The sequence below is a fragment of the Streptomyces sp. NPDC015242 genome (assembly GCF_043079125.1).
Taxonomy (GTDB): Bacteria; Actinomycetota; Actinomycetes; order Streptomycetales; family Streptomycetaceae; genus Streptomyces.
Genome location: NZ_JBIBUF010000004.1, coordinates 464,791 through 490,817, shown reverse-complemented (window position 1 = coordinate 490,817; position 26,027 = coordinate 464,791). Strand labels below are relative to the sequence as shown.

Annotated in this window: 25 protein-coding genes; 6 read left to right on the top strand and 19 right to left on the bottom strand. The window is 73.7% G+C overall.

Annotated features, from left to right (window positions below; genetic code table 11):
- Nucleotides 1–131: 131 nt before the first annotated feature.
- The 3 genes from ACF07N_RS16900 (at nt 132) to ACF07N_RS16890 (ending at nt 3,096) form a co-directional block, all read left to right on the top strand.
- Nucleotides 132–1,487, top strand: a complete 1,356-nt coding sequence (locus tag ACF07N_RS16900; RefSeq protein WP_383335572.1) for an aspartate aminotransferase family protein — start codon at nt 132–134, stop codon at nt 1,485–1,487.
- Between the two features lie 118 nt (nt 1,488–1,605).
- Nucleotides 1,606–2,307 carry a GntR family transcriptional regulator gene (locus ACF07N_RS16895; protein WP_383335573.1) on the top strand — a complete coding sequence of 234 codons (702 nt, stop codon included), beginning with the start codon at nt 1,606–1,608 and terminating at the stop codon, nt 2,305–2,307.
- A gap of 138 nt (nt 2,308–2,445) precedes the next feature.
- Nucleotides 2,446–3,096: a hypothetical protein gene (locus ACF07N_RS16890; protein WP_392113261.1), complete on the top strand. Its 651-nt coding sequence runs from the start codon at nt 2,446–2,448 to the stop codon at nt 3,094–3,096.
- Nucleotides 3,097–3,105: 9 nt separating this feature from the next.
- Here ACF07N_RS16890 and ACF07N_RS16885 read toward each other — a convergent pair whose 3' ends face one another.
- Nucleotides 3,106–3,399, bottom strand: a complete 294-nt coding sequence (locus tag ACF07N_RS16885; RefSeq protein ID WP_311678028.1) for a DUF3303 family protein — start codon at nt 3,397–3,399, stop codon at nt 3,106–3,108.
- A gap of 109 nt (nt 3,400–3,508) precedes the next feature.
- Nucleotides 3,509–4,792: an adenylosuccinate synthase gene (locus ACF07N_RS16880; RefSeq protein WP_383335575.1), complete on the bottom strand. Its 1,284-nt coding sequence runs from the start codon at nt 4,790–4,792 to the stop codon at nt 3,509–3,511.
- Nucleotides 4,793–4,977: 185 nt separating this feature from the next.
- Between ACF07N_RS16880 and ACF07N_RS16875 the strand changes: the two genes are divergently transcribed.
- Nucleotides 4,978–5,844 carry a diacylglycerol kinase family protein gene (locus ACF07N_RS16875; protein ID WP_392113257.1) on the top strand — a complete coding sequence of 289 codons (867 nt, stop codon included), beginning with the start codon at nt 4,978–4,980 and terminating at the stop codon, nt 5,842–5,844.
- Nucleotides 5,845–5,854: 10 nt separating this feature from the next.
- On the opposite strand, the gene ACF07N_RS16870 is transcribed toward ACF07N_RS16875, so the two are convergent.
- Complete coding sequence (locus ACF07N_RS16870; protein ID WP_392113254.1) at nt 5,855–6,358, bottom strand: GbsR/MarR family transcriptional regulator; 504 nt, start codon at nt 6,356–6,358, stop codon at nt 5,855–5,857.
- A gap of 73 nt (nt 6,359–6,431) precedes the next feature.
- Between ACF07N_RS16870 and ACF07N_RS16865 the strand changes: the two genes are divergently transcribed.
- Entirely contained in the window at nt 6,432–7,328 is an 897-nt protein-coding gene (locus ACF07N_RS16865; protein WP_392113252.1) for an ATP-binding cassette domain-containing protein, read from the top strand.
- Entirely contained in the window at nt 7,325–8,935 is a 1,611-nt protein-coding gene (locus ACF07N_RS16860) for an ABC transporter permease (RefSeq protein ID WP_392113249.1), read from the top strand. The genes ACF07N_RS16865 and ACF07N_RS16860 overlap by 4 nt, the downstream gene beginning before the upstream one ends.
- Nucleotides 8,936–8,962: 27 nt before the next feature.
- On the opposite strand, the gene ACF07N_RS16855 is transcribed toward ACF07N_RS16860, so the two are convergent.
- The 16 genes from ACF07N_RS16855 to ACF07N_RS16780 all read right to left on the bottom strand — a co-directional run bounded on the left by ACF07N_RS16855 (nt 8,963) and on the right by ACF07N_RS16780 (nt 25,952).
- Nucleotides 8,963–10,183 carry a cytochrome P450 gene (locus ACF07N_RS16855; protein WP_392113246.1) on the bottom strand — a complete coding sequence of 407 codons (1,221 nt, stop codon included), beginning with the start codon at nt 10,181–10,183 and terminating at the stop codon, nt 8,963–8,965.
- Nucleotides 10,184–10,235: 52 nt separating this feature from the next.
- Entirely contained in the window at nt 10,236–10,901 is a 666-nt protein-coding gene (locus tag ACF07N_RS16850) for a response regulator (RefSeq protein ID WP_383335581.1), read from the bottom strand.
- On the bottom strand, nt 10,898–12,235 hold the full coding sequence (locus ACF07N_RS16845; RefSeq protein WP_392113243.1) for a sensor histidine kinase: 1,338 nt from the start codon (nt 12,233–12,235) through the stop codon (nt 10,898–10,900). Before ACF07N_RS16845 ends, ACF07N_RS16850 begins: the two co-directional genes overlap by 4 nt.
- Before the next feature lie 114 nt (nt 12,236–12,349).
- Nucleotides 12,350–13,033 carry a response regulator gene (locus ACF07N_RS16840; RefSeq protein WP_383335583.1) on the bottom strand — a complete coding sequence of 228 codons (684 nt, stop codon included), beginning with the start codon at nt 13,031–13,033 and terminating at the stop codon, nt 12,350–12,352.
- On the bottom strand, nt 13,030–14,430 hold the full coding sequence (locus ACF07N_RS16835; RefSeq protein ID WP_392113240.1) for a sensor histidine kinase: 1,401 nt from the start codon (nt 14,428–14,430) through the stop codon (nt 13,030–13,032). The genes ACF07N_RS16840 and ACF07N_RS16835 overlap by 4 nt, the downstream gene beginning before the upstream one ends.
- Entirely contained in the window at nt 14,423–15,598 is a 1,176-nt protein-coding gene (locus tag ACF07N_RS16830) for an acyltransferase (protein ID WP_392113651.1), read from the bottom strand. The genes ACF07N_RS16835 and ACF07N_RS16830 overlap by 8 nt, the downstream gene beginning before the upstream one ends.
- Before the next feature lie 136 nt (nt 15,599–15,734).
- Nucleotides 15,735–16,739: an alpha/beta hydrolase gene (locus ACF07N_RS16825; protein ID WP_392113237.1), complete on the bottom strand. Its 1,005-nt coding sequence runs from the start codon at nt 16,737–16,739 to the stop codon at nt 15,735–15,737.
- Between the two features lie 207 nt (nt 16,740–16,946).
- Nucleotides 16,947–17,816, bottom strand: coding sequence for an alpha/beta hydrolase (locus ACF07N_RS16820; RefSeq protein WP_392113234.1), 870 nt, complete (start codon nt 17,814–17,816; stop codon nt 16,947–16,949).
- Between the two features lie 190 nt (nt 17,817–18,006).
- Entirely contained in the window at nt 18,007–19,191 is a 1,185-nt protein-coding gene (gene kynU, locus ACF07N_RS16815) for a kynureninase (protein WP_392113231.1), read from the bottom strand.
- Nucleotides 19,184–20,014 carry a tryptophan 2,3-dioxygenase family protein gene (locus ACF07N_RS16810; RefSeq protein ID WP_383335589.1) on the bottom strand — a complete coding sequence of 277 codons (831 nt, stop codon included), beginning with the start codon at nt 20,012–20,014 and terminating at the stop codon, nt 19,184–19,186. The genes kynU and ACF07N_RS16810 overlap by 8 nt, the downstream gene beginning before the upstream one ends.
- A 153-nt stretch (nt 20,015–20,167) precedes the next feature.
- A complete protein-coding gene (locus ACF07N_RS16805; protein WP_114254436.1) occupies nt 20,168–20,581 on the bottom strand; it encodes a DUF3151 domain-containing protein in 414 nt (137 codons plus the stop codon).
- A gap of 162 nt (nt 20,582–20,743) precedes the next feature.
- The gene (locus tag ACF07N_RS16800) at nt 20,744–22,210 is read right to left on the bottom strand and encodes an MFS transporter (RefSeq protein ID WP_392113227.1); all 1,467 of its coding nucleotides are present in this window, start codon (nt 22,208–22,210) and stop codon (nt 20,744–20,746) included.
- Between the two features lie 65 nt (nt 22,211–22,275).
- Nucleotides 22,276–23,298: a class II fructose-bisphosphate aldolase gene (gene fbaA, locus ACF07N_RS16795; protein ID WP_309096337.1), complete on the bottom strand. Its 1,023-nt coding sequence runs from the start codon at nt 23,296–23,298 to the stop codon at nt 22,276–22,278.
- Nucleotides 23,299–23,445: 147 nt separating this feature from the next.
- Entirely contained in the window at nt 23,446–23,994 is a 549-nt protein-coding gene (gene pyrE, locus ACF07N_RS16790) for an orotate phosphoribosyltransferase (protein ID WP_383341372.1), read from the bottom strand.
- 10 nt (nt 23,995–24,004) lie between these two features.
- A complete protein-coding gene (locus ACF07N_RS16785; RefSeq protein WP_383335592.1) occupies nt 24,005–24,793 on the bottom strand; it encodes an aldose 1-epimerase in 789 nt (262 codons plus the stop codon).
- 70 nt (nt 24,794–24,863) lie between these two features.
- Nucleotides 24,864–25,952 carry an SRPBCC family protein gene (locus ACF07N_RS16780; RefSeq protein WP_392113223.1) on the bottom strand — a complete coding sequence of 363 codons (1,089 nt, stop codon included), beginning with the start codon at nt 25,950–25,952 and terminating at the stop codon, nt 24,864–24,866.
- Nucleotides 25,953–26,027 lie beyond the last annotated feature (75 nt).

Below are 26,027 nucleotides of genomic sequence, written 5' to 3'. Positions count from 1 at the left end.
AGCATCCTGTCATTTAGGCAGGATGCTGTCAATGGTGGCCGTCCGCGTTGGACAACCTGTCGCGGATCGCGCCCGACGCCCGACAGGCCGCCGATACCACCGCCCGCTCCCCCGCGCCTACGCTCGCCCGCATGACCCCTCAGCCGAACCCCGAAGCCGGCGCCGCCGTGAAGGCCGCCGACCGCGCCCACGTCTTCCACTCCTGGTCCGCCCAGGAGCTCATCGACCCGCTCGCCGTCGCCGGCGCCGAGGGGTCGTACTTCTGGGACTACGAGGGCCGGCGCTACCTCGACTTCTCCAGCGGGCTCGTCTACACCAACGTCGGCTACCAGCACCCCAGGGTCGTCGCCGCGATCCAGGAACAGGCGGGACGGCTGGCCACCTTCGCGCCGGCGTTCGCCGTCGAGGCGCGGTCGGAGGCGGCCCGGCTGATCGCCGAGCGGACCCCGGGCGACCTGGACAAGATCTTCTTCACCAACGGCGGCGCCGACGCCGTCGAGCACGCCCTGAGGATGGCCCGGCTGCACACGGGCCGCCCCAAGGTGCTCTCGGCCTACCGCTCCTACCACGGCGGCACCCAGCAGGCCGTGAACGTCACCGGTGACCCGCGCCGCTGGGCCTCCGACAGCGGCACGGCCGGGGTCGTGCACTTCTGGGCCCCCTACCTCTACCGCTCCCGCTTCTACGCGGAGACCGAGGAGCAGGAGTGCGCCCGGGCGCTGGAGCACCTGGAGACGACGATCGCCTTCGAGGGCCCCTCGACGATCGCGGCGATCATCCTGGAGACGATCCCGGGCACGGCCGGGATCATGGTGCCGCCGCCCGGCTACCTCGCCGGGGTGCGCGAGCTGTGCGACAAGCACGGGATCGTCTTCGTCCTGGACGAGGTCATGGCCGGGTTCGGGCGCACCGGCGAGTGGTTCGCCGCGGACCTGTTCGGCGTCGTGCCCGACCTGCTGACCTTCGCCAAGGGCGTGAACAGCGGCTATGTGCCGCTCGGCGGCGTGGCCATCTCCGGCGCGATCGCGGAGACGTTCGGGAAGCGGCCCTACCCGGGCGGTCTGACCTACTCCGGGCACCCGCTCGCGTGCGCCGCCGCCGTGGCGACGATCGAGGTCATGGCCGAGGAGGGCGTGGTCGAGAACGCGGCCCGGCTGGGCGCGTCCGTCCTGGAACCGGAGCTGCGGGCGCTCGCCGAGCGGCACCCGAGCGTCGGCGAGGTGCGCGGCGTCGGCATGTTCTGGGCGCTGGAGCTGGTGCGCGACCGCGCGACGCGGGAGCCGCTGGTGCCGTACAACGCGGCCGGTGAGGCCAACGCGCCGATGGCCGCCTTCGCCTCCGCCGCGAAGGCGGGCGGGCTGTGGCCGTTCGTGAACATGAACCGGACGCACGTGGTGCCGCCCTGCACCGTGAGCGAGGCGGAGCTGAAGGAGGGCCTGGCCGTTCTGGACACGGCGCTGTCCGTGGCCGACACGTACGTGGCGTAAGCGGCTGTAAACCCGTCAGTAAGCGACATACTCGCGTCTCATTCGAACGCGTAAGGTGGCGTGCTCGTAGACATATACGCGCACGCCACCCGAACGCGACGAGGGAGACGCCCCGACCATGCCCGGCAGCACCGGCACCGGCGCCGTGATGCGCAGCACCCTGCGCCAGCAGATCGCCGACGCGCTCCGTGACGAGGTGCTGGCCGGGCGGCTCCAGCCGGGACAGGAGTTCACGGTCAAGGAGATCGCCGAGCAGTACGGCGTCTCCGCGACGCCGGTCCGGGAGGCGCTGGTCGACCTGTCCGCCCAGGGGCTGCTGGAGGCGGACCAGCACCGCGGGTTCCGGGTCCGCGAGTACTCGGTCGAGGACTTCCGCGGCATGATCGAGGCCCGCGACCTGGTCATCGAGGGGATGTTCCACGCCCTGATCACCGGGCAGCGCGCCGCCATACGGACCGACGACCCCCGCGTCGTGGCGACCCTCGCCGGGGTCCGGCGGCGCGGCGAGGAGGCGCAGCGGGCGGCCGCGGCCGGTGACCTCACCGTGCTCATCGGCTACGACCTGCGCTTCTGGCGGGAGCTCGCGGCCGTCTTCGGCAACCCCTACCTCGCCGACTTCCTGCACCGGCTGCGCGTCCAGACCTGGGTGTGCGCGGTGCAGCATCTGCGCCGGCTCGCCGACCTGCGCGGCGAGCTGTGGGCGGGCCACACCGAACTGGTCGACGCGCTGAGCGCCCGCGACACCGACACCGCCCGGGCGATCATCACCGGCTACAACACCCACTCGCTCGCCCTGATCGAGCGTCTTGCCGCCGGATGACCCGCGTCGCATCTGTTCGTCTGGGTATGGGACATGCACGGCAGGAGCCGTGACCGCGCCGCACCGCTACTCTTCCCTGACCACCGTGCTATTCGACCACCGTGCTACCCGACCACCGTGCTGAGCGAGGAGCCTTCTTTGGCCTGTGATCTGTGGCTGGTACCGCTCGTCGACGTGTTGTGCCACACGCCGGACAACCCCTTCGCCGAGGAACTCGCGCAATACAACAAGGTGCTCGCGGAGGCCGGGCTGCCGCCGGTGCCGGTGTACCAGTACATGCCGGGCCTGTCGGGGGACGTCGCTCCGGTCGCGGGCTTCGACTACGACGCGCTGCACTTCCTGCGCCGCGCCTACCTGCTCCAGGTGTGCGGCCTGCCGGTCACGCCGGTGGACGAACTGGGCGGCGACTACGAGCAGTTGCTGGAGATGTTCGAGTCGACGGCCCAGCAGTCGCACCTGGTGTGGCACTACGACCACGCGGGCGCGTACGTCCCGGTCGACTTCCCCCGCCCGCTCGCCGACGACGAACTCCTCGCGGGCGGCGGCCCGCTGGGCTCCTCGCACGCCCTGCTGCGGGAGCTGGAGGTGGTCGCCCCCGCGATCGGCATCGACCCGGCCAACCCCCCGGCGGCTCCCCAGCCGCCGCCGGCCCCCACGGAACTGGAGGAACCCGCCGTTCCGGCCCCGTACGACCCCAGCCCCTTCGCCCGGGAACGGCATGTGTGGCTGGGGCTGCACGCGGCCGTGACGCGGAGTCTGGCCCAGGGATCGATGATCGTCTTCAGCTGAGCGGGCGGTTCAGCGGCCCAGCTGGGACAGTCCCTTCTGCACGTCCTCGACGTTCATCACCGGCGTGTAGGTGATCTCCGCGCCCAGGTGGAGGAAGAAGGGTTCGCTGAGCACCGGCATCTGGGAGCTGTCCTGCATGTCGAAGACCAGGTAGGCGGTGCGCTTCCCCTGGTCGGAGGTGAAGTAGGCCGCTTCCGGCTTGATCTGCTCCAGGGATTCCTGGAGCAGCTTGCCCATGGTGCCATTGCGGATGGCCTCGTTGGCCTTCTCCGTGTCCATGCGGGCCTTGAGCAGTACGCGCATCGCACTCACCTTCTTCTCGTCGACGCACGCAGAGTGTGGAACTTCAGCGTATGCCCGCCCCCGCCGTCGCTTCCTGCGGAAGCCGGCGGAGGCGGGGAGACCGGGGTGCCTAGATGAAGGAGTTGATCTCGATCGTCTCGTCCCGGCCCGGGCCCACGCCGATCGCGGAGATCGGGGCGCCGGACATCTCCTCCAGCGCCTTCACGTACGCCTGGGCGTTCTTCGGCAGGTCGGCGAAGGTCTTCGCCTTCGAGATGTCCTCGCTCCAGCCCGGCAGCATCTCGTAGACCGGCTTGGCGTGGTGGAAGTCCGTCTGGGAGTAGGGCAGCTCCTCGACGCGCCTGCCGTCGATCTCGTACGCGACGCAGACCGGGATCTGCTCCCAGCCGGTGAGCACGTCGAGCTTGGTGAGGAAGAAGTCGGTCAGGCCGTTCACGCGGGTCGCGTAGCGGGCGATGACCGCGTCGAACCAGCCGCAGCGGCGGTCACGGCCGGTGGTGACACCGCGCTCGCCGCCGATGCGCCGCAGCGCCTCGCCGTCCTCGTCGAACAGCTCGGTCGGGAAGGGACCGGCCCCGACCCGGGTCGTGTACGCCTTGAGGATGCCGATGACCCGGCTGATCTTCGTCGGGCCCACGCCCGCGCCCGTGCAGGCGCCGCCCGCGGTCGGGTTGGACGAGGTGACGAAGGGGTACGTGCCGTGGTCGATGTCGAGCAGCGTGCCCTGGCCGCCCTCGAACAGCACGACCTTGTCCTCCTCCAGCGCCTGGTTGAGGACCAGGACGGTGTCGGCGACGTACGGGGCGAGCTTGTCCGCGTAGGCCAGCAGCTCCTCGACCACCTGGTCCACGGCGATCGCGCGCCGGTTGTACAGCTTGGTGAGGATCTGGTTCTTGACGTCGAGGGCCGCCTCGACCTTCTGGGTGAGGATGGACTCGTCGTAGAGGTCCTGCACCCGGATGCCGACGCGGTTGATCTTGTCGGCGTAGGTCGGGCCGATGCCGCGGCCGGTCGTACCGATCTTCCGCTTGCCGAGGAAGCGCTCGGTCACCTTGTCCACCGTCACGTTGTACGGCGTGATGATGTGCGCGTTTCCGCTGATGAGGAGCTTGGACGTGTCGACGCCACGCTCGTTCAGCCCGCTCAGCTCGGAGAGCAGGACCGACGGGTCGACGACGACGCCGTTACCGATGACCGGCGTGCAGCCGGGGGACAGGATTCCGGAAGGGAGCAGGTGCAGGGCGTACTTCTGGTCGCCCACGACCACCGTGTGGCCTGCGTTGTTACCACCCTGGTAACGCACCACGTAGTCGACGGATCCGCCTAGCAGGTCCGTCGCCTTTCCCTTGCCTTCGTCACCCCACTGAGCACCGAGCAGCACAAGTGCGGGCACGCGCGTACACCCCTTCCGGGCGGGGCATGTCCATGGTCGAGGGCGAACGCGGAGCGTCTGCAGCCGCGTCACCGCGACCGCCGTTGGCCGCCAACCGTCGGACCGGATGCCCCGGAATAGACGAAGCCCCTGGCGCAATAGCGCAAGGGGCTCTTGCACAAAGATGCTACCCGAGGAAGCGAGGCATGGCCGAGGTGGCGACTTCCGCGACGTCCGAGCAGCTGCTGGTGGTGGTCGACCCGGTCGCCCGCCGGTCCGACGGCGAGTCCGTCCGGATCGCGAAAGACGTGCTCGGAGCGGGTGCCGGGATGAAGCTGTGCCTGCCGGACGGCCCGGAGGAGTTCGCGCGGGCGCTGGGCCGCCGGGGCTCGCGGCGCCCGGTGGTGGTGGGCGACGACCGGGCCCTGATCCGTGCCGTGTCGCTGCTGCACCGGCACCGGGAGCTGGCCGGATGCGCGCTGTCGGTGGTGCCCGTCGGGAGCGCCGTCTCCCTCGCCCGGTCACTGGGGGTGCCGGCGGGGACGGTGGCGGCGGCGCGGGCCGTGCTCGACGGGGTGGAGCGGCGGATGGACCTGCTGGTCGACGACAGCGACGGGGTGGTCCTCGGCGCGCTGCGGATACCGCCGGTGAGGGCCGCGCCGGGCGAGGCGGAGCCCGAGGGCGCCGAACCGGGCCGCCCCTGGCTGCGCACCTGCCAGTCCCTGGTGCGCACCCTGGTCCCGGCCGCCCGCCCGTCCCGGCTCGCCGCCGCGCCCGAGCCCGGGCCGTCGCGGCTGCGGGTCGAGGTGGACGGGGAGACCCTCGTCGACCTGAACCAGCCGGTGGAGGCGGTGTCGGTGTCGCCCGGCGCCGACGGGACCGCGTCGGTGGAGGTCAGGCCGGTGTCGGTGGGAGCGGAGGCGTCACCGCTGCTCGCGGAGGGCCGCACGGTCACCGTCTCGGGCGCGCACTTCCGCTACCGGGCGGACGCGGTGGTCTCGGGCCCGGTGCGCACCCGCACGTGGGTGGTGAGGGAAGGGGCGTGGGGGCTGACCTTGCCGACAGGGGCGTAGGGGCCCGGGTTCAGTCCCGGTCCGGGCCGTACTTCTTCTCCCGGTGCGCGCGCCAGCGTTCCATCATCGCCACGACCTCGACCTCGACGAACTCGAAGAACTCCAGCGTCTCGGCCATCCGGCGGCCGGCCGGGGTGTCGGGGCCGAGGCTGGTGACGCCCTCGCGCAGGGCGCTCTCCCAGCGTTTGAGGACGGCTTCCCGGTTGGTCAGGGCCTCGTACCACTGGTCGCCGTGCACCCGGTAGCGCTCGCGTCGCGAGCCGGGCTCCCGCTCGCGCGACACCATGTGCGTCTGGGCCAGGTAGCGCACCGCCCCGGACACCGCCGCGGGGCTGATCCGGAGCTGCTCACTCAGCTCGGCCGAGGTCAGCACTCCCTTGTCGGAGGAGAGCAGCGCGGCGAAGACCCGGGCGGGCATCCGCGCCATGCCGGCCTCGACGAGCTGCGCCGCGAAGGACTCGACGAACCTCGACACCGCCTCCGCGTCCCGGCCGCCGCCCACTGCTTCCGTCATGCGGCCACCCTATCCGCGATTCATACGCTTTCTTAACTTCACAAGTTTCTGAAGTCAGCGTAACTTCACCGACATGACGAAGGCCATCACCGTCTCCGGACTGCACAAGTCCTTCGGACGGACGCGCGCGCTCGACGGGCTGGACCTGGAGGTCGCCTCCGGGGAGGTCCACGGCTTCCTCGGCCCCAACGGCGCCGGCAAGTCCACCGCCATCCGGGTCCTGCTCGGCCTGCTGCGCGCCGGCTCGGGCACCGCGCGGGTGCTGGGCCGCGACCCGTGGGCGGACGCGGTCGAGGTGCACCGCCGCATCGCCTACGTCCCCGGCGACGTGACCCTGTGGCGCAACCTCTCCGGCGGCGAGGTCATCGACCTCTACGGGCGGCTGCGCGGCGGCCTCGATCTCCGGCGCCGGGCGGAGCTGACCGAGCGGTTCGAGCTCGACCCCACCAAGAAGGGCCGCACCTACTCCAAGGGCAACCGGCAGAAGGTCGCCCTGGTCGCCGCGTTCGCCTCGGACGTGGATCTGCTGATCCTGGACGAGCCGACCTCGGGCCTGGACCCGCTGATGGAGGAGGTCTTCCAGCGGTGCGTCGCCGAGGAGCGCGACCGGGGCCGCACCGTCCTGCTCTCCTCCCACATCCTCAGCGAGGTGGAGGAGCTGTGCGACCGGGTGAGCATCATCCGCAAGGGCCGCACCGTGGAGAGCGGATCGCTCGCCGACCTGCGCCATCTGACCCGCACCAGCGTGGTCGCCGAGCTCGCCGGCCCGCCGGACGGACTGGCGGACCTGCCCGGGGTGCACGACCTCGACGTGCGGGGGCGCCGCGTCCGCCTCCAGGTCGACACCGACCGGCTGGACGGCGTCCTGCGGGCGCTGGCCGCGTCGGGCGTGCGGTCGCTGACGTCGACGCCGCCCACGCTGGAGGAGCTGTTCCTGCGGCACTACCAGGACGAGGCGGCGGCGCGATGACGACCCTCGCGGTACGGTCCGGCGGCACCCGCGCCCGCACGCGTCAGCTGGCCGGGACGGGCACGCTGCTGCGGTTCGCGCTGCGCCGCGACCGGCTGATGGTCCCGGTGTGGATCGCGGTGAACGCCCTCATGGTCCTCTCCATGCCGGGCACCCTGGAGGGCCTGTACGGCACCCCCGCCGAACGCGCCGGACTGATCCGCCAGATGGAGACCAACTCCTCGCTGCGTGCCATGGTCGGCCCGGTCTTCGGCGACTCCCTGGGCGCCCTGACGGCCTGGCGGGCCGGCGTCTACGCCGCTGTCCTGGCCGCCGTCATGAGCCTGCTCGTCGTCGTACGGCACACCCGCGACGAGGAGGAGAGCGGCCGGCAGGAGCTGGTCGCGTCCGGGGCGGTGGGCCGCCGGGCGTCGTTGACGGCGGCCCTGCTGGCGGCGGCCGTCGCGAACGGGGCCCTGGCGCTGCTGCTGACGGCCGGTCTGGCCGGCCAGGGGGTGACCGGCGCGCTGGCCCTCGCCCTCGGCATCGCCGGCGTCGGCATGGTCTTCGCCACGATGGCGGCGATCGCCGCGCAGCTGACGGAGAGCGCCCGGCTCGCCCGCGGCCTGACGGCGGCCGTGCTGGGCGCCGCGTTCGTGCTGCGCGCGGCGGGCGACTCGGCGACCGTCGACGGCTCGTCCCCGCTGACCTGGCTGTCGCCGCTGGGCTGGCTGGAGAACCTGCGCCCGTACGCCGGTGAACGCTGGTGGGTCCTGGCCCTGCCGGGCGCGGCCCTCGCCCTGCAGGCCGCGGTGGCCTACGTCCTGGCGGGCCGCCGCGACCTCGGCATGAGCTTCCTGCCGACTCGGCCCGGACCGGCGGCGGGCCGGCTGGCCGGAGCGGGGGCGCTGGCCTGGCGGCTGCAGCGGGGCGCCGTGCTCGGCTGGAGCGTGGGCTTCCTCCTCGCCGGGATCGTCTACGGCGGCATGACCGAGGGCGCGGCCGACCTGGTCGGCGACAACGACAACGCCCGTCGCGTCATCGAGCGCATGGGCGGCCGGTCGGGTCTCACGGACGCCTTCCTGGCCTCGATGATCGGCGTGCTCGGGCTGGTCGCGGCCCTCTACATCGTCGCGTCCGTCCTGCGCCTGCACGGTGAGGAGACCTCCGGCCGGGCCGAGCCGGTCCTGGCGAACGCGGTGGGCCGCCTGCGCTGGGCCGCCGGGCACCTGGCCGTCGCCTTCGGCGGAGCCGCCCTGATCATGCTCCTGGCCGGTGTGGGCTTCGCCCTCGGGTACGGCAAGGAGACCGGCCCGGTCCTGGCCGCGTGCCTGGTGCAGCTCCCGGCGGTGTGGGTGGTCGGCGGGGTGGCGGTCCTGCTGCACGGCCTGCTGCCCCGGGCGGCGACGGCGGCGTGGGCCGTCGCCGGGGCGGTGCTGCTGATCGGCTGGGTCGGCCCCGCGCTGGACGTGCCGCAGGCGGTGCTGGACGTCTCCCCGTTCGGGCATCTGCCGAAGCTGCCGGGCGGGGAGATGGCGTGGGGGCCCGTGATCGTGCTGACGGCCCTGGCGGTGGTCCTGGTGGCCGCGGGGCTGGCCGGGCTGCGCAGGCGGGACCTGTCGGTGTGAACCGGCCCCGCCCCTCGGGCCTGTCCCTCAGCCGACCTCCACGCTCAGCCCCTCCAGCCCTCTGATCACGAAGTTGGGCTTGCGCTGCGGCTCGGCGGCGAGCCGCAGCGTCGGCGCCTTGGCCAGCAGCGCCCCCAGCGACGCCGTCAGCTCGATCCGGGCCAGGGGCGCGCCGATGCAGTAGTGGATGCCGGCGCTGAAGGAGATGTGCGGGTTGTCGGCGCGGGCCAGGTCGAGACGGCCCGGGTCGGCGAAGACCTCCGGGTCGTGGTTGGCGGAGCCGAACAGCAGGGCGATCTCCGCGCCGCGCGGAATCGTCGTGCCGGCGATCTCGATGTCGTCCAGCACCCAGCGCTCGAAGAGCTGCAGCGGGGTGTCGTAGCGCATCAGCTCCTCGACCGCGGAGGGGACGAGCGCGTGGTCGGCGCGCAGCGACTCCAGCTGGGCCGGGTTGCGGAAGAGCGCGTACCAGCCGTTGACCGTGGCGTTCACCGTCGCCTCGTGGCCGGCGTTGAGCAGCAGGACGCAGGTGGAGATCATCTCCTGCTCGGTGAGGCGGTCGCCCTCGTCGTGGGCCGCGATCAGGCCCGAGACGAGGTCCTCGCCCGGCTCCTTGCGGCGGGCCGCGATCAGCTCGCGCAGGTAGCCGGAGAACTCCACCGACGCCCGCACCGCCCGCACCGCCGTCTCCGGTGACGGGTTCAGCTCGTACATCCCGCAGATGTCCGCCGACCAGGGGCGCAGCGGGGCCCGGTCGGACTCGGGGATGCCGAGCATCTCCGCGATCACCGCGACCGGCAGGGGCTCGGCGACGTCCTTGAGCAGGTCCCCGCCGCCCCGCTCGACCAGGGCGGCGACGAGCTCGTCGGCCAGGTCCCGCACGTACGGCTTCAGCCGCTCCACCGTGCGCGGGGTGAACGCCTTCGACACCAGGCGGCGGATCCGGGTGTGGTCCGGCGGCTCCAGGTCGAGCATCCCGTGGTCGTTGAGCGTGTGGAACGGCTCGTGCTCCGGCGGGGGCGGGGTGCGGCCGAACTCCTCGTGCGTGAAGCGGTGCTGGTACGTCCGGCCCAGGCGCCGGTCGCGCAGCAGCGCCGAGACGTCCGCGTGGTGCGGGACGAGCCACTGGCCGGTCGGCTCGAACCAGTGCACGCGGCCCCGGGCACGCAACTCGGCGTAGGCGGGGTACGGGTCGGCGAGGAAGGCCGGGTCCCACGGGTCGAAGCCGAGGTCGGAGACAGCTGCCATGACCGGACGCTAGCCCGGATCACCCCGCTCTGACCAGGGGCGGCACCCCGCGTCACCCCGGCGTCACGAGCCGTGCCTCGTAGGCGAACACCGCCGCCTGGGTGCGGTCCCTGAGGCCGAGCTTCACCAGGATGCGGCTGACGTGCGTCTTGATCGTCGACTCGGCCACCACCAGCCGCTCCGCGATCTCCGCGTTCGACAGGCCCTGCGCGATCAGCACGAGCACCTCCGTCTCCCGCTCGGTGAGGTCGCCGTAGGCCGCCTGCGCGGACGGCAGCAGGCGCGGTTTCTCGGAGAGCTTGGAGAACTCGGTGATCAGGCGCCGGGTCACTGAAGGGGCCAGCAGCGCCTCCCCCGAGGCCACGACCCGCACCCCGTCGGCGAGCTGCCGGGCCGAGGCGTCCTTGAGGAGGAAGCCGGAGGCACCCGCGCGCAGCGCCTGGTACACGTACTCGTCGAGGTCGAACGTCGTGAGCACCAGCACCTTCGCCGCGCCGTCGGCGGCGACGATCTCGCGGGTCGCCTCGATGCCGTTCAGCTCGGGCATGCGGATGTCCATCAGCACGACGTCCGGGCCGAGTTCGCGGACCTTGGCGACGGCCTCCCTGCCGTTGACCGCCTCGCCGACGACCTCGATGTCCGGCATCGCGTTGAGCAGCACCGAGAAGCCCTCGCGCACCATCATCTGGTCGTCCGCGATCAGCACGCGGATGGTCATGCCTCACCCTCGTCCGGCAGGGCGACCGGCAGGAACACCGTCACCTCGTAGCCTCCGTCCTGAGTACCGCCCGCCGTCATCTCGCCGTTGAGCATCGCCACGCGCTCCCGCATGCCGGTGATGCCGTGCCCGGCGCCGGGCGAGGGCTTGATCAGGCCCGGGTTCGGCGGCGGGCCGTTGACGACGCGCAGGCCCAGGCCGCCGAGCACGTATCCGATCTCCACCCGGGCGGTCGCGCCCGGGGCGTGCCGCAGGCTGTTGCTCAGCGCCTCCTGCACGATCCGGTACGCCGACAGCTCCACGCCCTGCGGCAGCTCCCGCACCGCCCCGGTCACGGCCTTCTCCACGCTCAGCCCGGCCTCCCGCACGTTGGCCAGCAGCGCCTCCAGGTCGGCGAGGGTGGGCTGCGGGGCGTCCGGGGCCTCGTAGTCCTCGGCGCGGACGACGCCCAGGACGCGGCGCAGCTCGGTCAGCGCCGCCACCGCGTTCTCGCGGATCGTGGCGAAGGCCTTCTCCAGCTCCGGCGGCGGGTTCTCCACCCGGTAGGGCGCGGCCTCCGCCTGGATGGCGACCACCGACATGTGGTGGGCGACCACGTCGTGCAGCTCGCGGGCGATGGTGGTGCGCTCCTCCAGCAGCGTGCGCCGGGACCGCTCGTGCGCGGTGACCGTCTGCTGGGCGGTGACCTCCTGCTCGGCGTCGCGCCGGACGTGCCAGACGGTGACGGCGAGCAGGACCAACGCGGAGACGACCAGCATGGGTCCCGTGTTCGTGCCGTAGCGGCCGCCCGAGCTGAAGAGCGTCTCGGTGAGGACGCCGTACAGCGCGGTCAGCGCCCACATCCAGGCGGCCGTGCGCGGCCTGGTGCGGATGGCCACGATCGTCAGCACCGTCAGATGGCAGGCGAAGCTGCCCGGCAGCCAGGGCCAGTCGCCCCACGGATCGCCGAACGGGATCGCGAGCGGGGTGGCCGCCAGGGACAGCCAGAACGCCCCGACCGGGCGGACCATGGTCAGCAGGACCGGGATCACGGCGAGCAGCCCGAGCATGAGGGCCACGCCCTGGTCGACCGTGGCGATGGCCAGGGTGAGCAGGGCGATCGCGCAGATCAGCGCGTGCGGCGTCCAGGCCGCGTACGCGCGCAGCCGCCCCGGCAGCCGCCTGGTCAGGGGGCCGTCGACGCGCATGCGCGGCAGCAGGCGGTAGGCGAACGCGTCATGTATCAGGTCCTGCCGCAGCCCGCGCAGGGCGTCCGCGGCCAGCCGGAACTCCGGGCTGCGCGGCTTGGCCCCGCCCCCCGGCGGCGTGGTCTGCAGGTGAGTCGTCTCGGTCACGTACAGAACGGTAGGTGCCGGCCGGGGTCGCGGTCGTCCCCAGTGAGAGGGGTTCCTCGGCGTCCCTCTCAGGTACTACGGGGTCCCCGGGACGGAAGCACCGGTCCGTCCCGCTCAGTACCCCGACGGCCGCACCAGTCCCGACTCGTACGCGAACACCGCCGCCTGCGTGCGGTCCCTGAGGCCCAGCTTCACCAGGATCCGGCCCACGTGCGTCTTCACCGTCTGCTCGGCGACGAACAGGTGCCGGGCGATCTCCGCGTTGGACAGGCCCTGCGCGATCAGGGCGAGCACCTCCGTCTCCCGCTCGGTGAGGTCGCCGACGCGCTCCTTCACCGGGGCGCGGGGCCGGCCGTCCAGCCGGGAGAACTCCGCGATCAGCTTGCGGGTGATCACCGGGGCGAGCAGCGCCTCCCCGGCCGCCACCACCCGGACCGCCTCGGCGAGCTGCTCCGACGAGGCGTCCTTGAGCAGGAACCCGGAGGCCCCGGCGCGCAGCGCGTCGTACACGTACTCGTCGAGGTCGAAGGTGGTCAGCACGAGCACCCGGATGTGCGGGTGGGCGGCGGTGATGCGCTCGGTGGCCTCGATGCCGCCGACGCCGGGCATGCGGATGTCCATGAGGACGACGTCCGGGGCGGTCGCGGCGGCCTTGGCGACGGCCTCCTCGCCGTCCTTCGCCTCGCCGACGACCTCTATGTCAGGCTGGGTGCCGAGCAGCACGGTGAAGCCCTGCCGGACCATGCCCTGGTCGTCGACGATGAGGACCCGGATGGGGTCGCCGGTGCCGCTCGTCATGGGGTCCTTCCCTCGCGGTCGGTGACGCGGCCCGTGATGCGGTCCGCGCCGCGGTCGGTGCCCGGGGTGTCGGCGGGCGGGGTGTCCGGCAGGAAGGCGGTGACCTTGAAGCCGTCCCAGTGCCACGGGTGGGCCGTCATGGTGCCGCCGAGCATCGCCACGCGCTCGCGCATGCCGAGCAGCCCGTGCCCCGCCCCGGTCGACGGGGGCGGGGGCGCGGTGGGGCGGCCGTTGACGATCTCCACCTCCAGGCCGTCCGCCTCGTAGGTGAGCCGGACGGTGATGCGCGCGCCGGGCGCGTGCCGCAGGGCGTTGCTCAGCGCCTCCTGCACGATCCGGTAGGCCGACAGCTCCACTCCGGGCGGCAGCGGACGCCGCTCGCCGTTGATCTCGGTGAGGACCTCGCGGCCGGCGGCCCGGGTGTTCTCCACCAGCGCGTCGAGCCGGTCGAGCGTGGGCTGCGGGGTGTGCGCGCCGGTCGTGTCGCCCGGGGCGGCGGACTCCCCCGGCCCGGGGTGCTCCGAGCGCAGCACGCCCAGCACGCGGCGCAGCTCGGTCAGCGCCTCCAGCGCGTTCTGCCGGATGCCGGCCAGGTTCTCCTTGAGCTCGTCGGGCGGGTCCTGCACGAGGTGCGGGGCGACCTGCGCCTGGATGGAGATGACCGACATGTGGTGGGCCACCACGTCGTGCAGCTCCCGGGCGATGCGGCTGCGCTCCTCCAGCAGCGTGCGGCGGGTGCGCTCCTCGGCGGTGAGCGTGGTCTGCTCGACGAGCTGGGCCCGGGCCTCGCGGCGGCCGCGCAGGGCGGTGCCGACTATCACCACGACGGTGAACAGGGAGAGGGCCAGCACGCCGGTGGCGTCGTGAGGCGCCGAGCCTCCCAGACCCTCCAGGACGTAGGTGAGCAGCGCGGTCAGGGCGAGGGCCGCCGTCGCCGCCCGGGTGGGCACCCGCAGGGCGAGCAGCAGCAGCACGAACATCTCGGCGATCATGCCGGCCGCGGTCCAGGGCCAGGTGTAGGTCTCCGGATAACCCAGCTCGAACCGGCCCCGCACCGCCACGGCCCCCACCAGGAAGGCGCCCAGGGACAGCCACCACGCCGGCACCGGCCGCCACAGCCCCAGGACCATGGCGCCGCCCTGGGCGCCCGCGATCAGGAGGGCCGAACCGGCGGCGAGACGGCCGTTGTCGGCCATGTCGCCCGTGCCGCCGACCGTCACCCCGAACGCCGCCAGGCACACGATCCCGTGCGGCAGCCAGCGCAGCCAGGGGGAGGGCGGCAGCGGATCCGCGCGGAGGGTCCACAGGTCCTCGCGCAGCACGCGCAGCCAGCCCCTGACGCGCGCCCGCGGCGCGCGGCCCGCCCCCGTGTCCCTCACCCGGCCCAGCCTAGACATGACGTGCCCCCGCCGCTGTCCCCCGGTCGGACGGACGGTGCTCCCGCACCACCCGGGACCGGCGCTGCCCATCCCCGCCGCCCCGCTCGAAGGTGCGGAAGGCGGCCCAGCCGACGGCAAGGGCCACGGTGAACACGGGCAGCCACAGGAGCCGGGCCGCGACCCAGCCCAGGCCGTCGGGCGGCGTGTGCAGCCCGGGGAGCCGGCCCGCGAGGAGGCCGGTGGCCGTCGTGGCCATCAGGGCCGTCTGGTGCCAGAGGAAGACGGTCATCGCCGAGAGGTTGACGAACGCGACCGCCGCCCAGGCCAAGGGACGGCGCATCGCCCGGCGCAGCCGCTCGCGCAGCAGCAGGGCGAGCCCGCACTGGGCCAGGCCGAACGTGACGACGGCCAGCGTCGGCGGGTCGAGGTTGGACACGCCCTCGCCCGGGACGCCCACCATCGAGGCCGGGTAGCCCGCCCAGGCGACGAGCGCCGCGGTGGCAGCCGCCCCTCCCCCGAGCAGGATCCAGCCCGCGCGCGGGCGCTCCAGCTCGCCCCGGGTCCAGGCGGCGCCCAGGGTGTACGGCACGAGCCAGCCGGCGGCCACGTTCGCCCAGCCCAGCCAGACGGGGCCGCCGAGGCCGAAGCGCAGCAGGTCCACATGGAGGACGACCGCCAGTGGCCAGAGCGGGTTGAGCCGGGCCAGCAGCGGGGTCGCCGCCGTCAGGACCGCGAACACCACGAGGAACCACAGCGGGGACAGGGCCAGCTTCACCAGCGTGCGCACCGTCCCGAACTCCGCGCCCGACAGCAGCAGCGCCGGAGCGGCGACCGTCCACAGGCCCAGGACCGCAAGGACCGGTGTGCCCAGCCGCTTCAGACGGCCCGTCAGCCAGGCGCGGTACGGGACGCCCCGGGCGCGCGCCGAGGCGTGGCCACGGGTGGCGACATGGCCTCCGACCAGGAAGAAGACGGCGAGTGTCTGGAAGAGCCAGGAGACGGGCGCGAGCCAGGGCAGGTGCCGCAGGGGGCTGGCCGCGCGCAGGGTGCCGCTGTCGGCGACCAGGGCCGTGACCAGCCAGTGCCCGAGGACGACACCGAGGACGGCGACGGCCCGCAGGGCGTCCACCGCCCGGTCCCGGCCGGGCGGGGTGGCCGCGCCGACCCGCAGCGCACCACGCCGCAGCCCGCCGAGGGGTCCTCGGATGCCACGGAGTCCTTGGGCACCGCGGAGTCCTCGTCCGCCACGGGGCCCTCGTCCGCCGGGGAGTCCTCGTCCGCCACCTGGCCCTCGTACGCCGGGGAGTCCTCGTACGCCGAGGTCAGTCATGGGTCACCGCCTTGGTCTCGCCCAGGACGATCCGGGCCAGGTTGGTCAGGGAGGTCGAGCCGGGTCCGAAGTAGTCGCTGTGGCCGCCGTCTCCGGCCGAGAAGACCCGGGCGCCGAAGGCCGGGGAGACGGGGTCGGTGCCGAAGCCGACGGTGGTGCCGAACAGGTCCGCGCTGACGTGCGGGACGTGCTCCACCCAGTCGTCGCCGCCCCGGGCCGCCCATACGCGGGCCCGGGTGCGCAGGGCGGCGGCGGAGCCGGCGCCGGTGCCGGGGCTGCCCACGAGCGCGATGTCGTCCACGGGGAGCCCGGCGGCGGCCCGCGCGCAGACGACCGAGCCGTAGGAGTGGCACAGCAGCGCGATGCTCGTCGTGCGGCCGGTGACGGCCCGCAGGTCCGTGACGAGCGCCCGCAGGTGCGGGGCGGCCCGGTCGGCCCGGCCGGTCGTGGTGACCGTCGTGCTGACCGTGCCCGGTGTCTCGTAGCCCAGCCAGGCCACGACCGCGGTGCGTGTGCCCGCCGGGGCCTGCCGCGTGAGCCGGGCGTGCAGGGCGGTGGCCGCCGCGCGGAACCGGCCGTAGGTGTCGATGCCGGTGTCGGAGCCCGGGACCAGGACGGCGACCCGGTCGGCCCGGGCGAGGTCGCCCAGGACCTCCGTCACGCGGCCGGAGCCGCGGCCGTCGAAGGCGAGCAACTGCCGGTCCGGTGCGGCCAGCCGGCGGTCCGCTGCGGCCCGGTCCCGGTCGTGGTGGGCGGCGGCCACGCGGGCCGCCTCGGCGGCGTTGGCCCGGTTGGCGGCGTACGCCTCGCCGAGTGTGGACGCGTCGAGCGGGGCTAGGGCCGCGGGCGGGGGCGCGGGGATCTCCGGTCGCACCGCCGCGGACAGCGGGAGCACGACCGCGCCCGTGACGAGGGCGGCGAGTGCCGCCCTGCGCCATCGCCCGGCGCGGGACCGCCGTGCCCCGTCGTCACGGCGGTCCTTCGCTGCGGTCACCACGGTCGCCCCCCTCCACCACGCCCGGCCATCGGGCTTGCGTGGAAGGGAAGTTACGGAGCCGGACCCGTCGTCCGCGTCCCACCGCGGAGCTCATCCGCGACGTAGCTCTCAGGTACTAGGGGTATGACCGGGGCCGGACCACCACAGGCCCCGGACAAACCTCGGACAGGCCTTGCACAGACCCCGAACAGGCATGAAACGGCCCGTCTACCAGGCCAGTTGGGCGATCTCCTCCGCCACCACCGCGCACGCGTCCGCCGCCGGGTCGATGAGCGGGAAGTGCCCGACGTCCTCCAGGAGCGTCAGCCCGACCATCTCACCGGCCTTCGCCGCCGCGTCCGCGTACGACTCGGCGACCAGCTGCGGCACGTCGCGGTCGGCACGGCCCTGGACGAGTGTGGTGGCGATGCCGGTCGGCAGCAGCAGCGCCGGGTCCGTCTGCGCCTGCCGCTCGGCGAAGTGCTCCTCGCCGCCCAGCAGTTGGCGCACCGCACCGCCGCACACGTCGAGCTTGTCGGCGATCGCGAGGTCCGCGATCGGGGCCAGGGCCACCACGCCGCGCAGGGCCGCCGAACTCCCGCTGCGCCAGGGCGAACCGGCCGGCAGCACGTGCCGGGCCGCACCCCACAGCGCGAGGTGCCCGCCCGCCGAGTGACCGGTGAGGACGGTCCGGCGCGGATCGGCCTGCGGCAGCAACTCCGCCACCAGGGCCGGGAGGGCGTCCAGTGCGGCGGCGACGTCGTCGAACGTGTCGGGCCAGCGGCCCGCGACGGACGACACGTCGTCGTCACCGCGCCGGTACTCGACGCTGGCCACGGCGAACCCGCGCCGGGCCAGGAAACCGGCGAACGGGCTGATGTGGCGCCGGTCGTACGGCGCCCGCCAGGAGCCGCCGTGCAGCACGGCCACGACCGGGGCGGGCCCGCCCGGGCCGCCCGGTCCGCGGGGCGCGTAGAAGTCGATGACCTGGTCGGGATGGTCGCCGTAGGCAGCGGTGGCGTCGGGGTCGACGGGCGCGTGGGAGAAGGCCGACTCCTCCTCGGCAGCGGCCCGTGCTGCTGCGACGTCGTCCGTCATGCTCCAACCTCTCAGCGGTGAAACGTACGCGGCGGACCAGTGGACAGTTCAGCCGTTGGCCGGGACGGTACCAGGCCCGTGACATGCGGCGACACGGGGATGTCACGCTGGGTTAGGGCCGCGGGCCCCCGCCGTTCCCGGGCGGGCGGGGGCCGGGAACGACAGCTGTCGTCCCGGCCCCGCCGCCGGTTCAGCCCAGCGTCCCGGCCAGGACCCGCGCCGCCCGCTCCACGTCGGCGAAGCCCACGTACAGCGGCGTGAACCCGAAGCGCAGCACGTCCGGTGCCCGGAAGTCGCCGACCACACCCTGCTCGATCAGGCGCTTCATCACGTCGCCGGCGTCGTGGCAGCGCAGCGCGATCTGGCTGCCCCGCTCCGCGTGCGCCACCGGCGTCAGGCACTCCACCCGGCCCTCGGGCACGTACGCCGCCACGCACTCCAGGAAGAAGTCCGTCAGCGCCAGGGACTTGGCCCGCACCGCGCCGATCGACACCCCGTCCCACACGTCGAGGGCGGCCTCCAGCGCGAGCATGGAGAGGATGTCCGGCGTGCCGACCCGGCCGCGCAGGGCACCGGGGGCCGGTTCGTAGCCGGTGCGCATCCCGAACGGCTGGGCGTGGGAGTTCCAGCCGGGCAGCGGCGAGTCGAAGCGGTCCTGGAGTTCCCGCCGCACGTACAGGTACGCCGGTGAACCCGGCCCGCCGTTCAGGTACTTGTAGGTGCAGCCGACCGCGAGGTCCACCCCGTGCGCGTCCAGTTCCACCGGCAGCGCGCCCGCGCTGTGGCACAGATCCCAGACGGCGTACGCCCCCGCCTCGTGCACCGCGTCCGTCAGTCCCGGCAGGTCGTGCAGCCGGCCGGTGCGGTAGTCGGCGTGGTTGAGCAGGACGGCGGCGGTGCGGCGGCCCAGCGCCGCCGGGACGTCCGCCGGGGCCACGGGCCGCAGGGTGCGGCCCGTCATCCGGGCGGCTGACTCGGCGATGTACCCGTCGGTCGGGAACGTCGTGGCGTCGACGAGGATCTCGTCGCGGCCCTCCCCGGCCATGCGCACGGCGCCCACCAGTGCCTTGAAGACGTTGACGCTGGTGGAGTCCCCGACCACGATCTGCCCGGACGCCGCCCCGACCAGCGGGGCGATCCGGTCGCCGATCCGCTCGGGCGCCGTCCACCAGCCGCTCTCCTCCCAGGAGCGGATGCGCAACTCGCCCCACTGCCGGCGCACGACGTCCTCGACCCGGCCGGGCACGGCGGCGGGCAGCGCGCCCAGGGAGTTGCCGTCGAGGTACACCACGTCGTCCGTGACGAACTCCGCGCGCTTGGCGGCCAGTTCGTCCTCGGCGTCCAGCTTCTCCGCGCGCACGCTCAGCTCAGACATACGACCGCGCCGTCCACAGCTCGGGGAACACGTTCTTCCGGGCGCGCTTCTCCAGCCAGGCCACCCCCGCGGAGCCGCCCGTGCCGGTCTTGGCTCCCATCGCGCGGCGGGTGGCGACGAGATGGTCGTTGCGCCAGCGCCACACCAACTCGGCGACGTCGCTGAGCGCCTCGCCGAGGCGGGCGATCTCGTGCTGCTCGTCGCCCGAGTAGACGGCCGTCCAGGCGGCCTCCACCTCCGGCGCGGGCTCGTAGCGCCGCGTGACGTCGCGGCGCAGCACCGACTCCGGGATGTCGTGGCCGCGCCGGGCGAGCAGCCGCACGACCTCGTCGTACAGGCTCGGCTCGTGCAGCGCCTTCTCCAGCTCGGCGTGCACACGCGGGGCGCCGCGGTGCGGGACGAGCATCGACGCGGACTTGTCGCCGAGCAGGAACTCCATCCGCCGGTACATCGCCGACTGGAAGCCGGAGCCCTCGCCGAGGGCGCCGCGGTACGAGTTGAACTGGGCCGGCGTGAGCTGCCCGAGCGGCTTCCAGGAGGCGTTGAGCGCCTCCAGCTCCCGAACGGACCTCTTCAGCGCGGCGATGGCGGTGGGGACGTCGTCGCCCCGCAGCGCGCGGGCCGCCGTCTCCCACTCGTGGACGATGACGGTGAACCACAGCTCCATCACCTGGGTCGTCACCAGGAAGACCATCTCTCCGGGGTCGTCGGAGAGGGTGTGCTGGAGGTGCGTGAGCACGTCCGCCTTGACGTAGTCCTCGTACGGCGTCGTGCCGTGGAAGTCGAGATGCGGGGTCTCGGGCTCGTGAGCCTCGTGGGACATCGCTGTCTCCTGCAGATAACTCCGGGTAGCGGTCCGCCCCTGCCGATGCCGGCACGGGGGCCCCGGTCCCCACGGGCATACTCGGCAATCGTGCCCCGGAACCGCAAGGCCCGCCTCCTGAGAGACGGGCCTCACGTGTCGCGGCGGCCGTCGTCAGCCCAGGACCTGCGCCGCCGTGGGCGAGGAGTCCTTCAGGAACTGGGAGCAGCGCTCGTACTCCTCCTGCTCGCCGATCGCCTGCGCGGCACGGGCGAGGGCGTGCAGGGCGCGCAGGAAGCCGCGGTTCGGCTCGTGCTCCCACGGCACGGGCCCGTGGCCCTTCCAGCCGTTGCGGCGCAGCGCGTCCAGGCCGCGGTGGTAGCCCGTACGGGCGTAGGCGTACGACTCCACGGCCGCGCCGCGCTCGAACGCCTCGTCGGCGAGCTGTGCCCAGGCGAGCGAGGAGGTGGGGTGCGCGGCGGCGACGTCGACGGGCGAAGCGCCCGACGCGAGCATCTCGCGCGGCCCGGGGTCATCGGGCAGATGGGTCGGGGGCGGGCCCCCGAGGAGGTTCTCGTGAATGGACATGCCCCAAGTCTGCGCCATGGGGCCGGCTGCGGCTGCGTGCCGGGGTGGGTGGACGGCTCCCGTCGAGGTGCTCGGCCGTGTCGCCGCGCCGACCCGCGCCGCCACGCGGCAGGACCGCCCGCCGCCGCTCCGGGGGCCGTGCGCCAGGCGCGCTCCTGAGCCCTAAGCCAACCGCTTCCGCACCGGCTCACCCTCCAGCGGCGGCGCCGTGACACCGCCGTGCCGCAGGCACTCCGGCCGCTTGCACCCCGGCGGGGGCCGGCGCACCGTCAGCGCCGCGATGACGGCCCCCACCACCAGCGCCCCCGCGCACCACCCCATCGCCTTCCCGAAGGCCGCGTCGAAGGCGGCCGGCTCCCGGTACGCCTCCTCGCCCATCCCCGCCAGCAGCGGCAGCGCCGCCACCGCCACCAGGCCCGCCGCCCGGGCCGCCGCGTTGTTGATGCCGCTGGCCAGCCCGGCCCGGGCCACGTCCACCGACCCCAGGACGGTCGCCGTCAGGGGCGCCACCAGCGTCACCATGCCCAGCCCCAGCACCAGCAGCGCCGGCAGCACGTCGGCCGGGTAGGACGCCCCCGGCCCGACCCGCAGCATCAGCAGCATCCCGGCCGCGCACAGCAGCGGCCCCACCGTCAGCGGCAGCCGCGGCCCGGTCCGGTCGGCCAGTTCCCCGGAGCGCGCCGACAGCAGCAGCATCAGCGCGGTGGTGGGCAGCAGGGCCGTACCGGCCGCGAGGGCCGAGTAGCCCACGACCACCTGCAACTGCAGCGCGGCGAGGAAGAAGAACCCGCCGAGGGCCGCGTAGACGCACAGCGTGACGAGGTTGACGGCCGTGAACTGCCGGGAGGCGAAGATGTCCGGCGGCATCATCGGCTCGGCCCGCCGCCGCTCCACGACCACGAAGGCGACGGCCGCGGCCACCCCGGCCAGAGCCGGGACCGCCGCCACGGCACCGCCTTCACCGGCCTCGATCAGCGCGTACGTGACCAGCGCGAGCGACACCGCGCCCAGCACCGCCCCGAGCACGTCGAACCGCCCGTGCGCCCGCCCGTCGCCGGACTCGGGCACGTGCCGCAGCGCGACCGGCACGCACAGCGCCGCCAGCGGCACGTTCAGCAGGAACACCCACCGCCATCCCGGCCCGTCCACCAGCCAGCCCCCGACGAACGGCCCGACCGCCGCCCCGATCCCGCCGAAGCCGGACCACAGGCCCACGGCCCGCCCCCGGTCGTCGGGATGGAAAGACGCCTGGATCAGCGCCAGCGACCCGGGCGTCAGCAGCGCACCGCCCACCCCTTGCAGGGCGCGCGCGGCGATGAGCACCTCCGCGTCCGGCGCGATCCCGCACAGCAGGGACGCCACCGCGAACCACACCACCCCGGCGACGAAGACCCTCCGCCGCCCGAACCGGTCCCCGAGCGCACCGCCCAGCAGGATCAGCCCGGCCAGCGTGACCATGTACGCGTTGACCGTCCACTGCAGGGCGGCCAGGTCCGCGTCGAGGTCACGGCCGATGCGCGGCAGGGCGACGTTGACGACGGTCGAGTCCAGCAGCGCCATGGAGGAGCCGAGGACGGTGGTGAGCAGGATCCATCTGCCCTGCGGTGAGGCCAGCCGGACGTCGGGCATGCGGGGAGCATACGGAAGAGCCCGGCACCTGGGCAGGTGCCGGGCTCCACGCGGGCGAACGGGTCTTACTTGATCTTCGTGCCAGTCGAGCGCAGGTGGCCGCAGGCCTCGACGACGCGCGCGGCCATGGAGGCCTCGGCGAGCTTGCCCCAGGTGCGCGGGTCGTAGGTCTTCTTGTTGCCGACCTCGCCGTCGACCTTCAGGACGCCGTCGTAGTTGCGGAACATGTGGTCCGCGACCGGGCGGGTGAAGGCGTACTGGGTGTCCGTGTCGATGTTCATCTTCACGACGCCGTTCTCCAGCGCGGTGCGGATCTCCTCCTCCGTGGAGCCGGAGCCGCCGTGGAAGACGAAGTCGAACGGGGAGCCCTTGCCGAACTTGGCGGCGACGCCCTCGTTCAGCTCCTTCAGCAGCTCGGGACGGAGGACGACGTTGCCCGGCTTGTACACGCCGTGCACGTTGCCGAAGGACGCGGCGAGCAGGTAGCGGCCCTTCTCGCCCAGGCCGAGGGCCTCGGCGGTGCGGATCGCGTCGTCGACCGTGGTGTAGAGGGAGTCGTTGATCTCGTGGGAGACGCCGTCCTCCTCGCCACCGGTCGGGGTGATCTCCACCTCGAGGATGATCTTCGCGGCGCGGGCCTGCTCCAGCAGCTCCTGCGCGATCGAGAGGTTGTCGGCGAGGGTCTCGGCGGAGCCGTCCCACATGTGGGACTGGAACAGCGGGGAGAGCCCGGCGTCGACGCGCTTCTTGGACAGGGCCAGCAGCGGGCGTACGTACCCGTCGAGCTTGTCCTTCGGGCAGTGGTCGGTGTGCAGCGCGATGTTCACCGGGTACTTCTCGGCGACGATGTGCGCGAACTCGGCCAGGGCGACCGCGCCGGTCACCATGTCCTTGCTGTACTGACCGCCCAGGAACTCGGCGCCACCCGTGGAGATCTGGACGATGCCGTCGCTCTCCGCCTCAGCGAAACCGCGCAGGGCCGCGTGCAGGGTCTGGGTGGAGGTCACGTTGATGGCCGGGTAGGCGAACTTCCCTGCCTTCGCCCGGTCCAGCATCTCGTTGTAGACCTCGGGAGTTGCGATGGGCATGCGTCCGCTCCTTGTATCTGCGGGTTGACGTACTGCTGTGTCTAACGGCCCTGACCTAGACCTTGGGGTGCGACGTCATCGTCGGCCCCATCTTTCCAGACTTGGCCGGAAGGTCCAGGCCACGTCCACGCCCTGGTCGGCCCCCGGTCAGTCGAGGCCCAGCTCGTCCTTGGAGAAGGCGAACAGGTACGGCACCCCGGCGCCCTCCTGGATCTTCTCGGCGGCGCCGGTCGCCCGGTCGACGATGGTCGCCACGGCGACGACCTCGGCCCCGGCCTCGCGCACGGCCTCGACGGCGGTGAGCGGGGAACCGCCGGTGGTGGAGGTGTCCTCGACGACCAGCACACGGCGGCCGGCGATGTCCGGGCCCTCGACGCGGCGCTGCAGCCCGTGCGCCTTGGCGGCCTTGCGCACGACGAACGCGTCCAGGCGGCGGCCACGGGCGGCGGCCGCGTGCAGCATCGCGGCGGCGACCGGGTCGGCGCCCATGGTGAGCCCGCCGACGGCGTCGAACTCCAGGTCCGCGGTCAGGTCCAGCAGCACCTGCCCGACCAGCGGGGCGGCCTGCCCGTCGAGGGTGACGCGCCTGAGGTCGACGTAGTAGTCGGCCTCAAGACCCGACGACAGGGTCACCTTGCCGTGCACCACGGCCTTGTCCTTGATCTGCTGCAGCAGCGCGCCGCGCGTGTCCGTCATGCCGCCCAGCTTAGAGGCGGCGCCAGCTCCAGGTGGTGGCGGCCTCCAGCGGCTCCAGGGGCGTGACCAGGCGCGGCAGGGTGTTCAGGCCGTTGGGCGGGCCGGTCTGCGGCTCCACGCACACGGCCTCGCGCTGCTCGTCGTAGACGACCACCCACTCCTCGCGGCTGGTCACCTTCAGCTCCAGCTGCCCGGGCCAGGTGAGGGTCACGTCGACGCCGCCGGGCATGCCGAAGCAGTCGTCCCAGGGGCCGGGCTTCGGGTCGAGGCGGTTGCCGGTGGGCAGGTGGTCCTCGCCCCGCTCCTCCTGCCAGGCGGGGTCGAAGGCGAGGGTCACGTCCTCGCCGCCGAGGTTGCGGTTGAACCAGGGGTGCCAGCCGGCCTGCGCCGGGAAGGACGACTCGTACGTCTCCACGGACAGGGTCAGCGTCAGGCTGTCCTCGGCGAGGCTGACGATCTGGGTGACGCGGCCGGGGTACGGCCAGGGGTCGACCAGCTCGTAGGTGAGGACGGCCTCGTCCGTGCTCGTGCGGGCGGTGCGCCAGGCGTGGTCGCGGACGGTGCCGTGGATGGCGTGGGGCGGGGCGTTCAGCGGCATCTGCCGCACGACGGCGCCGTCCAGGAACCGGCCGTCCCGGATCCGCCCGCACCAGGGCACCATCGGGAAGCAGCCGAACCGCTCGCCCTGCCGCAGCAGCTCCACGCCGCCGATCCGCAGCCCTCCGACCCGGCCGCCGTTGCCCGGCTGCACGGTCACCTCCGCGTCACCCGCGGTCAGCGTGATGTCTTCGTCACTCACGGGACGACCCTACTGGGGTGATCAAGAGGGCCTCGGCGCGCGGCTTCCGCACGGGCCGCGGCGGGGCGGCTCAGCGGCGCCGGCGCAGGGCCCGGACCGCGACGATCGCCGAGGCCACGGCGAGGGCGGCGGCGGGGGCCGCCCAGCGCAGCGGGGCCGGGGGTGTGACGGTCTGGGGCGCGGGCACGGGGGCGTACCGGCCGCGGGGCGGAGCGTGGTCGACCTCCTCGGCGCTGCGCCCGATCATGGTCCGCCGCGCGTGCGCCGCCTCGGCGACGTCGTCGTCCTCGCCGTCCTCGTCCAGGGGGCCGAGCGGGGAGGGCGGCACGCCGCCACCGGAGCGGGGCCCGGGCTCCTGCGCCGGGCCGGGGCCGGGTTCCCGCGCCGGCCCCGGTTCTTGCGCCGGGCCGGGACCGGGTTCCTGCGCCGGGCCGGGGCCGGGCTGCTGTGCCGGGCCGGGAGCGGGGCCGGGCTGCTCTTCCGGGCCGGGCCCGGAACTGCCGTCGGCCGGGCCGGAGGTGCCGTCGGCCGGGCCGGGGCCAGGGGCCGGGGTCTCGCCGCCGTTCACCGGCCCGGAGGTCTCCTCGCCGGGCTCCGGGGCGGGAGCCTCGCCCCGCGCGCCGGTAGGGGCTTCGGGGTCCGGGGCGGGAGCCTCGCTCTGCTCACCGGTACGGGCCTCGGGGTCCGTCGTGGGCCGGGGTCCGGAGTCCTGGGGGGCGGCGGGCGTGCCCGTCCCGGGGGCCGTCTGCGCGAGCTGTTCCGCGAAACGGTTCAGCAGCCGGGTGACGGCGCCCTCCACCGCGTCGGCGGGCAGGTCCTTGATCCGGCCGTCCGCCGTGGCCGTCCCGCCGAACACCAGGGTGCAGCCGTCCTCCGCCTCCCGCAGCGCGATGCGCAGCGCGAGCGTGACCGAGCCGCTGCCGCGCGACTCCTGCGCCGACCCCTCGACGCCGTACGCGCCGCCGTCCCGCCGGGCCACCCGTACGGCTCCCCGGTAGGTGACGGAGTGACCGCCGACCCGGATCTTCAGCCGCCCGGCGACGGGCTCCGCGCCGGCGTCCTGCTGGAGCCCGGGCACCGCCCGGGCGACCCGCGCGGGGTCGTCCAGCACCTCCCTGAGCCGCTCGGCCGGAACCGGAACGAACACCTCGTGCTCCATGTCGACGGACTCTACCCAGCCGGGGCCGCATCGCACCCGAGCCTGTTGAATTCGCCCCGGATCCACGCCCGATCC

Bases quoted from the DNA above. Each gene is read 5' to 3' on its own strand.
- ACF07N_RS16900 (WP_383335572.1), top strand. From the start codon at position 132: ATGACCCCTCAGCCGAACCCCGAAGCCGGCGCCGCCGTGAAGGCCGCC.
- ACF07N_RS16895 (WP_383335573.1), top strand. From the start codon at position 1,606: ATGCCCGGCAGCACCGGCACCGGCGCCGTGATGCGCAGCACCCTGCGC.
- ACF07N_RS16885 (WP_311678028.1), bottom strand. From the start codon at position 3,399: ATGCGCGTACTGCTCAAGGCCCGCATGGACACGGAGAAGGCCAACGAG.
- ACF07N_RS16875 (WP_392113257.1), top strand. From the start codon at position 4,978: ATGGCCGAGGTGGCGACTTCCGCGACGTCCGAGCAGCTGCTGGTGGTG.
- ACF07N_RS16870 (WP_392113254.1), bottom strand. From the start codon at position 6,358: ATGACGGAAGCAGTGGGCGGCGGCCGGGACGCGGAGGCGGTGTCGAGG.
- ACF07N_RS16865 (WP_392113252.1), top strand. From the start codon at position 6,432: ATGACGAAGGCCATCACCGTCTCCGGACTGCACAAGTCCTTCGGACGG.
- ACF07N_RS16860 (WP_392113249.1), top strand. From the start codon at position 7,325: ATGACGACCCTCGCGGTACGGTCCGGCGGCACCCGCGCCCGCACGCGT.
- ACF07N_RS16855 (WP_392113246.1), bottom strand. From the start codon at position 10,183: ATGGCAGCTGTCTCCGACCTCGGCTTCGACCCGTGGGACCCGGCCTTC.
- ACF07N_RS16850 (WP_383335581.1), bottom strand. From the start codon at position 10,901: ATGACCATCCGCGTGCTGATCGCGGACGACCAGATGATGGTGCGCGAG.
- ACF07N_RS16840 (WP_383335583.1), bottom strand. From the start codon at position 13,033: ATGACGAGCGGCACCGGCGACCCCATCCGGGTCCTCATCGTCGACGAC.
- ACF07N_RS16835 (WP_392113240.1), bottom strand. From the start codon at position 14,430: ATGTCTAGGCTGGGCCGGGTGAGGGACACGGGGGCGGGCCGCGCGCCG.
- ACF07N_RS16820 (WP_392113234.1), bottom strand. From the start codon at position 17,816: ATGACGGACGACGTCGCAGCAGCACGGGCCGCTGCCGAGGAGGAGTCG.
- kynU (WP_392113231.1), bottom strand. From the start codon at position 19,191: ATGTCTGAGCTGAGCGTGCGCGCGGAGAAGCTGGACGCCGAGGACGAA.
- ACF07N_RS16810 (WP_383335589.1), bottom strand. From the start codon at position 20,014: ATGTCCCACGAGGCTCACGAGCCCGAGACCCCGCATCTCGACTTCCAC.
- ACF07N_RS16805 (WP_114254436.1), bottom strand. From the start codon at position 20,581: ATGTCCATTCACGAGAACCTCCTCGGGGGCCCGCCCCCGACCCATCTG.
- ACF07N_RS16800 (WP_392113227.1), bottom strand. From the start codon at position 22,210: ATGCCCGACGTCCGGCTGGCCTCACCGCAGGGCAGATGGATCCTGCTC.
- fbaA (WP_309096337.1), bottom strand. From the start codon at position 23,298: ATGCCCATCGCAACTCCCGAGGTCTACAACGAGATGCTGGACCGGGCG.
- pyrE (WP_383341372.1), bottom strand. From the start codon at position 23,994: ATGACGGACACGCGCGGCGCGCTGCTGCAGCAGATCAAGGACAAGGCC.
- ACF07N_RS16780 (WP_392113223.1), bottom strand. From the start codon at position 25,952: ATGGAGCACGAGGTGTTCGTTCCGGTTCCGGCCGAGCGGCTCAGGGAG.